General features: G+C 55.5%; 5 protein-coding genes and 1 pseudogene. All 6 read left to right on the top strand.

The features are described 5' to 3' along the window. A partial coding sequence (locus VKV18_RS03480; RefSeq protein ID WP_324202839.1) for a glycosyltransferase family 39 protein occupies positions 1-1,459 on the top strand: 1,459 nt, incomplete at its 5' end. A 17-nt stretch (positions 1,460-1,476) separates the two neighbouring features. After that, complete coding sequence (gene carB, locus VKV18_RS03475) at positions 1,477-3,204, top strand: carbamoyl-phosphate synthase large subunit (protein WP_324202838.1); 1,728 nt, start codon at positions 1,477-1,479, stop codon at positions 3,202-3,204. Further along, a complete protein-coding gene (locus VKV18_RS03470; protein ID WP_324202837.1) occupies positions 3,194-4,006 on the top strand; it encodes a class I SAM-dependent methyltransferase in 813 nt (270 codons plus the stop codon). The genes carB (VKV18_RS03475) and VKV18_RS03470 overlap by 11 nt, the downstream gene beginning before the upstream one ends. Before the next feature lie 21 nt (positions 4,007-4,027). Then, positions 4,028-5,014: a hypothetical protein gene (locus tag VKV18_RS03465; RefSeq protein WP_324202836.1), complete on the top strand. Its 987-nt coding sequence runs from the start codon at positions 4,028-4,030 to the stop codon at positions 5,012-5,014. A 35-nt stretch (positions 5,015-5,049) separates the two neighbouring features. Then, positions 5,050-6,621, top strand: a pseudogene (gene carB, locus VKV18_RS03460) (carbamoyl-phosphate synthase large subunit); the annotation flags it as partial. 372 nt (positions 6,622-6,993) lie between these two features. After that, positions 6,994-7,863, top strand: coding sequence for a sigma-70 family RNA polymerase sigma factor (locus tag VKV18_RS03455; protein ID WP_324202834.1), 870 nt, complete (start codon positions 6,994-6,996; stop codon positions 7,861-7,863). The last annotated feature ends 1,158 nt before the right edge of the window (positions 7,864-9,021 follow it).

Here is a 9,021-nt window from a genome sequence, read left to right as displayed (position 1 = left end):
TGAATTCAATAACGACCTCATCATGCCCTACCTCCACTATGCCCAAATCCTCACCTTCCACCTCCTCGGTACCGGACTTCCCCAAGACCGACTCCTCAGCGTCCTTACCTCCCTCCTCACCCTCCCCCTCCTCTTCTTCCCCACCCAACGCCTCTTCGATACCCCAACCGCCCTCCTCGCTACCCTCCTTTGGGGCCTCAGCCATGCCAACTTCCTCTACAACCGCCTCGCCCTCATGGATACCCCCGGAGCTTTCGTGCTGAGCTTGGGGTGGGCCCTGTGGGTTGGGGGGCTTTTGGCCAAAGAGAGACAAGGGGTGTGGATGGGACTGAGCGGGTTGGTGCTTGGAGGAGTTTACGGGGTGCGCGGGCTTGGCGCTTTGGTGTGGGGGGTTCCGTTGGCCTTGTTGGTGTGGGAGAGGCGGTGGCGACTGTTGGCCTGGTGGAGTGGGGGATTGGCCGCCTCGCTCCTGTTCTATCTGCTCTGGTGGTATCTCCCACACTATGCACAAATTCAGCACATGAACCACTACTACCTTACCCATCAGTTGCTTCCGCATAGCCTTAGGGCATTGCGCGAGAATATATTGGTGAATCTCTTCGGTCATCATCGAGGTATTGCCCCCTATCTCTTTCTTCACCTACCCATCGAGACACTGTTGGTGCTTCTGTTGGGCATCGCGCTGCTTGTCAAAAAGGAACGGTGGTTTAAGGAAACGCAAACATATGGGCTAGCTTTCCTCTTCGGCTGGCTAACGGTCTTCGTGCTCTTCTGCACCGTTTCAAGCTACGCCCCCTCTCGCTATTATGTGCTGTTCTACCCGGCCCTCGCCGTGCTGGCCGCCGTGGCCTTGCAACGGTTTCATACCGTAGTTCGCACCGTAGCCATGCATCGCCCCTCCTGCGGTCTGCTCGCAGGCTACCTAGGGTTCCAGATCGGCCGTCCGCTAAATCTACCCGGAAGACTTGAAGATGGCATCCCTATTGTTTTAGGGGTGTGTTGTGCGGGGCTAGGCTTCTTCTTCATTCCACCTCCCAAAATGCTAACGTTACCGGCCTTAAACACGTTTCGTATTCTCCTCATTGGGGCCTGGGCGCTTTGCCAAGTGGGTTGGACAACCGACTGGCTAGCTCATCTAAGCTACACGCAAAAACGGACGAGCCTCCTGTTGGCGGCCATGCTGCCTAAAAACAGCGTGTTGTTTGGCGATGCAGCTCCTGGGCTATGTCTTTTCAACCGTTTTATAAACGTTCCGGTGTTGCCAGGTCTCTGCAACGACAGCGATCCGCTGGCGCAATATCGCTCACATCCACGCTATCTCGCTCTACTTGATGGGCGACGTAACCTGCAATGGTGGCGTCGTAAGTATCCCACCATATTTCAGCAGCAGCCTTTGCTGCAACGCAAAGTTGTGGGCTTTGGCGTCGTTGTCTACGCCGTGCCCACCGCTACCGAGTAAGTCACAGAAGAGGTACTATGCCAAAAGATAAGTCATTGAAGAAGGTAATGGTCATCGGTTCCGGCCCCATCGTCATCGGGCAAGCCGCCGAGTTCGACTATGCTGGCTCGCAAGCCTGTCGTGCTCTGCGGGAAGAGGGCATCTCGGTGGTGCTTATCAATTCTAACCCGGCCACCATCATGACCGATGCCGATATGGCCGACCGAGTGTATATCGAACCGCTTAATATAGAGTTCGCCACGCGCGTCATCGAACGCGAGCGCCCCGATGGGTTGCTACCCACCCTCGGAGGCCAGACCGGACTCAATCTGGCCACCCAGCTCGCCGAGGCCGGCATCCTCGAAAAATACGGCGTGCGCCTTCTGGGAACACCGCTTGAGGCCATTCGCAAGGCAGAAGACCGCGAGGAGTTTCGCAACCTTATGCGGGCTATCGGGGAACCGGTGCCCGAATCGTGGATCATCACCGACGAAGACCAACTCTCCGAGCCTATATCGTCAGGAATTTGGCCGCTTATCGTGCGACCGGCCTATACGCTAGGAGGCACAGGAGGAGGCATCGCCCATAACGAGGAGGAGCTTTACGAGATCACCCATCGTGGGCTTTCTCTCTCCATGCGTCATCAGGTTATGGTAGAGCGCTACCTAAACGGTTGGAAGGAGATCGAATATGAGGTCATGCGCGATGCCAACGACACTGCCATCACGGTCTGTAACATGGAGAACATAGACCCCATGGGGGTGCACACGGGCGACAGCATCGTTGTCGCTCCCTCCCAAACGCTTACGGATAAAGAGTATCAGATGCTGCGCTCCGCCTCTCTTAAGATCATCCGCGCATTGGGCATCGAAGGAGGTTGCAACGTCCAGTTAGCGCTCGATCCCAAGTCGTTCGCCTACTACGTCATCGAGGTCAACCCGCGCGTCTCTCGCTCCTCTGCGCTGGCCTCCAAAGCCACAGGCTACCCCATCGCAAGAGTGGCCGCAAAGATCGCAATCGGGCTGCATCTCGATGAGATCGAAAATGCGGTCACCCGCAAAACCTTGGCCTGTTTTGAGCCGGCACTCGACTACTGTGTGGTCAAAATCCCGCGTTGGCCTTTCGACAAGTTCGTGTCGGCCGACCGGCGCATCACCACCCAGATGAAAGCAACCGGTGAAGTCATGGCCATAGACCGCTCCTTTGAGGCAGCCTTAATGAAGGCTATTCGCTCGCTAGAGATCGGCGTTTACGGGCTTACTAACCGCAAGTCGCATCTCTTGAGCGATATCGAGCTGGAGGAGGCCATTCGCATCCCCAACGACGAGCGGCTGTGGGCGATCACCGAAGGCTTCCGCCGCGGCATGTTGGTGGAGGAGATTCACGCGTTGAGCCATATTGACCCTTGGTTCCTGAGGAAGATCGAGGGGTTGGTGAAATTGGAGACCAAACTGCGGCTTAACGCACGTGCCATCGCACGACTGGCTCTGCAAGAGGAGGACGCCGGCAATGAAACGACAAACTATCCCCTTGTCACCCGCCTGCTGAGGGAAGCGAAGCATGCCGGCTTTCCCGACAGGGTCATCGCCGAGTTTGCGGAGATTCCAGAGGCGAAACTTCGCGCACTCCGCAAACGTCTAGGTATCCAACCGGTCTACAAAATGGTAGATACCTGCGCCGCCGAGTTTGAGGCGGCCACTCCCTACTTCTACTCCTGCTATGACCTGGAGGACGAGGCTTTGACAGAGGCGACCGATGCGCGATGAAAAATATGTGCTGGCCACAGGCGATACGGCCATAGAGCGACTGAAAGTGGTTGAGGCCACACATGGCCCCGACACCCAAGCTTTTCTTAAGCGTGCCGGCCTGCGGGAAGGAATGCATGTGGCCGATATCGGATGCGGGGTAGGCATCGTCTCCCAGTGGATCGCCTCCCAAGTCGGTTCCAGCGGCTCCGTCGTCGGTGTAGATGCCAGCGCCGAGCAGGTTCAAACGGCCACACAGTTGGCCCGGCAGGCCGGTATTACCAACCTGCGGTTTCATGCCGCCTCGGCCTATGCCACAGGATTGCCCTATGGCACCTTCGATATGGTCTTCTGCCGCTTCCTTCTCATGCACCTGGCTCATCCCGAAAAGGCACTTCGCGAGATGGTTGCGCTTTTGAAACCGGCAGGTGTTCTTGCCGTTGAAGATGGCGATTTCACGGCGGCTTTCTGCTGGCCCCCTTCGCACGCCTACGAGCGCTGCTTTGAACTCTATCGTGCCGCCGGTGCTCAGCAGGGAGCCGATTTCACCATCGGCCGCAAGCTCTTCTCCCTGGTTTGCGAGCTGGGTCTGCACTCGGTTCAGGTGAACTTGGCCCAGCCCATCTTCGCCGAAGGCCCTCAAAAACTTCTGCCGGGCTGGACTATCGAAGAGGCCGCCGAGAACCTGATCGCAGCCGGCCTCGCCTCCAGAGAGGAAATTGAGGAACTCTGTCGGCAGTTGCGCCGGCTCGCCGGCGATAAAACGGTTGTTTTTGGCATGGCACGCATGATGCAGGTATGGGGCACGAAACAAGTGGTTTAAAATAAAAGGTTATAGCAACCCATGCAGATCGGCTTAAAGGATATAGACCCAGAGATAGCGTCCCAACTCGCTGCACGGCTTGAGGCGGTGCCGGGAAACTATCTGCAGGATAATATTGCTTGGAAAGGAACGCTGCCGTTTATATTCAGCTGGTCGGTGGTCTCCGGCCCCCGATGGATTCAAAAACGCCCCCCTACTCCCGCAGAGGCGAAAGCCTATGCCAGCGCTCTTAACCGCCGTCGCCGCCAAAGAAAACGTAACCTCTATTTGGCGATAGGTATCGGCTCACTGCTTCTGTTCGCGCTCACGACGTCTCTTATTTACGGATTTGCCCTCTCGGTGCCCTTCTTCCAGGTGCTATGGTGGCTTCTCTTATTCTGCACACTGGGCTGCAGCCTAGGCGTTTTGCGCCATCGCCCTGTGCCCCTCACCGAGGTGGTTCCCCCTGAAGAGCTAGAAGCGGCTCTGCCCCTCCTACATCTTTCTGAGGCAGAGCGAGCCTACAGCGATATTTTGCTTCTCTTGGCGCAAATGTCGCCTGCAGAACCTGAACAGGAGCGGGAACTTCGCGCGACTTTGGCGCACCTGGGCCGCCTGTTGGCATCGAGACGGCAACTCGAAAACATCCGCCAAAACCTCGTTCAACTTGAGCAGAAAGAGAACCTGCTAAGACTATCTGAGGAGTACGCCGAGCTGGTCTTGCAGCGTGACGCTGCCAGCGACCCCGCTGCTCGCGCCACCTTCGAGCACTCCATACAACTCTGTCTTGAACGCATCGAAGGGCTGCGAGCGCTAGAGCGAAACCTGGAACGCCTTTCGGCTCAGCAAAAGGCCATCGAACAGACGATTTTAGCGGCTCGCAATGCGTTCGTGCGCCTCCAATCGGCACCGCGCTACGAACCGCAACTCCAAAACGCCTCGAACGAGCTTTACGACACCATCGCGCAGGTAAGCCAACGCGCGCAAGCGACCGAGCAGGCCGTCATCGAGCTGCTTAATATGCACTGATTTTGAAAGGATGGTAAAGAATACGTACTATGCTAAATAGCAAACCGATGAAAATCGCCGTCATTGGCTCCGGCCCCATTCGCATCGGCCAGGGCATCGAATTTGACTACTGCTCCGTCCATTGTATTTGGGCGCTTCGCGAACTCGGCCACAAGGCCATCATCATCAACAACAATCCCGAGACCGTCTCCACCGACTTCGATACCTCCGACAGGCTGTTTTTCGAGCCACTCACCGTTGAAGACGTTCTCAACGTCCTCGAACATGAGGGGGTGGACGGGGTTATCGTGCAGTTTGGCGGCCAAACGGCCATCAATTTGGCACGCCCGCTGCATGAGGCCGGCGTTCCTATTCTCGGTACCTCGCCGGACTCCATTGACCTAGCCGAAGACCGCGATCGGTTTGAGAAGGTTCTTACCGAACTCGGCATCCCAAAACCGCCCGGTCGAGCCGTTACCAGCATCTCGGCTGCGCTAGAGGTGGCGGAAGAGATCGGTTATCCGGTGCTGGTGCGCCCTAGCTATGTGCTTGGAGGGCGCGCAATGGAGATCGTATACAATCGTAATGAACTCGAGCAGTACATGAACTACGTGGTGGACGTTTCGCCCCGCGCCCCCATTCTCGTGGATAAATATATTCTTGGACGCGAAGTGGAGGTAGATGTTATCGGTGACGGCGAGGAGTGCCTGATTCCCGGCATCATGGAGCACATCGAGCGTGCCGGCGTACACTCCGGCGATAGTATGGCCGTCTATCCCCCTCAAACCCTTTCACAGCACGTTATTTCGCAGGTGGTCGAGACCTCTATGCGCTTGGCCAAGCGCCTTGAGGTAAGGGGGCTTATGAACATTCAGTTTGTGGTAGATAATGAAACCGATACGGCCCAAGTTCTTGAGGTGAACCCGCGCTCCTCCCGCACGGTTCCCTATCTCAGCAAAATCACGGGCATCCCGATGGTAAAAGTGGCCACACGAACTATATTTGGTCACACCATTCGCGACCAGGGCTACGAGCCAGGGCTCTATCCCGAAGCCCCCTCCATCGCAGTAAAAGCCCCCGTCTTTTCCTTCCTCAAACTCACCCAAGTGGATATTAATCTCGGGCCGGAGATGAAGTCCACCGGCGAGATCATGGGCATCGCGCGCGACTATCCCCAGGCCTTGTACAAGGCCCTTATCGCCTCTGGAATCGGGGTACCGCGCGGTGGCAACCTCATCGTTACGGTTGCCGATGCGGATAAGGCCGAGAGTGTACCGATTGTACGCGAGTTTGAGGAGTTGGGCTTTCGCATCTTCGCCACGGAGGGCACGGCACGCTTCCTTAACCAGCACGGCATTCGGGCCAACACCGTTAAAAAGCTTCACGAGGGTGAAGGCAACATCGTAGACCTCATTCGCAGCGGTCAGATCGCGCTGCTCATCAACACGCTTTCGAGCGATCGCCGCATCGAGCGCGAGGCCGCCCGCATACGTCGCGCCAGCGTTGAGGCCGGTGTGCCTTGCCTTACTAGTCTTGACACGGCTCGCGCCCTGCTTATCGCCCTCAAAGCCCGCCGCTCCGGCACTCCAGAAGTCGCCACGATAACGGAGTATCTTCAGCCGCTGTAGCACGGAGGATTTATCCAGGAGCGCCTCGGCATACAGCACTGCATGATCAACTGTGCGGTATAAAGGCTCGTCACCCTACCTCTTCGCCCTATTCGGGCAGGGGGTAGGGCGTGTGGGTTTGGTCTCCTAGGGCCGAAAAGTGCGTGGCGTACCGCACAGGCAGAGGCTCTACTGTCTGCACGCTATTGAGATCGAGCAAAAAATTGTCTCCTATCATAGAAACCTTTTGGCAGTTTTTTGTGTTATTATAAGTTAGGAGTGCTTAAGGCATCTATAGCGCTCCTGTAGTTTCGTTTAGGCTTACCCTCCCTTCTCCTTCGGCCTCTGAGAGCCTGTTTAGGCTCGGTGTCTTATCCTGGGAAAGGAAAAAAGATGGAAGATGCCAAGTCCAGTTCCCACCTCCGTCGGGCGCAACAAACAGTTCCGTCAACCGCTAACAATGAAAAGCTACAGTTCTACCTCTGTCTGTTAAAAATCGGGCGCTATCAGGCCAGTTGCTGTCACGTCCCTCTTTGTGAGCGAGAGGACTGCGCACACGACTTTGCTGTCCACATGCTTGCCAAGAACCTCTCCCCGGAACAACGGAATAATAAGGCCTATCTGTTTCAATGCGCCCACAACTTCGCCTGCAACTACTTGCGCTCCCTTCCCCAGCATCTTCTCTTTGTCAACATAGCCGATGTTGAGTTGGTGCGCTGTCCTCATTCCGAATGGAGTCTCTCCTGGACGGAGCAGCGTGCTTTGCTCGAAGGATACCTACAGCGGCTGAACCCCAACCAGCGTGAGATAGTCGTCCGACGCTTTTACGATCAACAAAGCCCTACCGAGATCGCGAAAGCGATAGGTTCCACTCCCGGTGCCGTTCGCATCCAGCTTCATCGGGCACTAGAAACCCTACGCACATGGATGAGGGAGGATGGCCTTCAGCTCATCTACGCTCCTACACAGGCGCAATTCCAGCAGCATGACGCGGGGGGGGGGCGTGCCCCGAAGATGCGGAAAGTTCATCCAATGACCCCCAAAATGCACGTGGTAACGAAGCCTGAAAATGGATGTAACGCTGCGCCTTCGGCAAGTGTTATAGTATTTGAGTGGTGCAAAAGCGCAGCACTGAAACGGAAGGAAGCCCTTCTATGCCACCAATGCCTATCGGCTCACGCGGCAATATCAGCCTCAGGCAACATCTCTTACCGGTTCTGCTTGTCCTGTCCGGTTGCCTTGTCGGCCTCTATGGGTACCTAACCCTACAAGAATCCACGGGCACACTGATTCTAGGAGCTGCTCAAAATTCGGAGCGGTGAGCCGCCCGCGCTCGCCTGCTCCGGCTTTACAAAATGAGAAGGATATTGATGAGAAATAGGGTCAACTGCGCATTTTTGACAACTCTTATTACACTGGCATGGATGACATGCCAGGCCAAAGGGCAGACAAATTCTCCTACCGTTAGCAACCTTTCTCCACCGTTCACTCTCACCTACGCTCTGGTCGTGCGCCATCCTAATGCTAAACAACTAGATGCACCTTTGCTAAATTGCAAAATGCAGCAGTACGATTGGCAGGTAAAGCAAGGCACCATGACGAGGCAACAGGCAATACAGATGCTAAACGCTCTGGCAAACAGCTCTACGCCCCAGCAAGAACACCACCGTATCGTCCTCTCCTGCAATACCAAGGGACGCCTGCTCTACCAAGACAACAACGAAGAAGACCATACTTCTAACTTTGTGCTTAAATTAGTCCGCGCCTCTCCTACGGCCTTGAGCGATCAACTGTTCAATCTGAAAACCTGGTTGCCTCATCTCCCACCCAATTCTGGGCGCATAATCTATCTTATGGATTATCGCTCCAATCTACCTATACAAGTATCCTATGCATACCAGCCTGGCTCTATGGACGAGATAATAGCCAAGGCGAGAAGGAATGGCCAAGTCCAAAAGCAATGTACCCCAGGTAACCCATCCTGTTCCCTTAGGTTTCCTGATCATCACCGTGGGGCTGCTTATACTTATACTGGGTACTTACTCTGTTATGGCGTCAGTTCCGCCAGCAACGTCAAGCGAAAGTCTAAAAAAGCATGTTTGCCAGAACAACGATACATTCTAGTAGCACCCTAACAAAGCGATTTTTCTTGTGGGCGCTGCTCTATCTGCCCATCTCTATCTCATGCGTCTACCTTTTGCCTTATACCCCCTGGAGTTTCCTTGTTCCAGCTAGGATGCGTTCGCTACTCTACATCGGCACCGATGCGCAATCTATGGTTGTTCTTCTTCTTTTCATTGAACTGCTTTCCTGGGCGATAGTCTTTCGATGGCTGCTTAAAACGGCGCCCAATACATCGCGTCTGCTTTGGTATCTTTTGGGCTTGATCCTGTTGGCCTACCTGCTGCCCTGCTTCGAGCT

The sequence above is a fragment of the Chthonomonas sp. genome (genome assembly GCF_035294505.1).
Taxonomy (GTDB): Bacteria; Armatimonadota; Chthonomonadetes; order Chthonomonadales; family Chthonomonadaceae; genus Chthonomonas.
The sequence above is the reverse complement of the archived record's forward strand: the minus strand, read 5'-3'. Positions and strand labels throughout refer to the sequence as shown.

Coding starts and splice junctions, on each gene's coding strand:
- carB (WP_324202838.1), top strand. CDS start 1,477: ATGCCAAAAGATAAGTCATTGAAGAAGGTAATGGTCATCGGTTCCGGC.
- VKV18_RS03470 (WP_324202837.1), top strand. CDS start 3,194: ATGCGCGATGAAAAATATGTGCTGGCCACAGGCGATACGGCCATAGAG.
- VKV18_RS03465 (WP_324202836.1), top strand. CDS start 4,028: ATGCAGATCGGCTTAAAGGATATAGACCCAGAGATAGCGTCCCAACTC.
- VKV18_RS03455 (WP_324202834.1), top strand. CDS start 6,994: ATGGAAGATGCCAAGTCCAGTTCCCACCTCCGTCGGGCGCAACAAACA.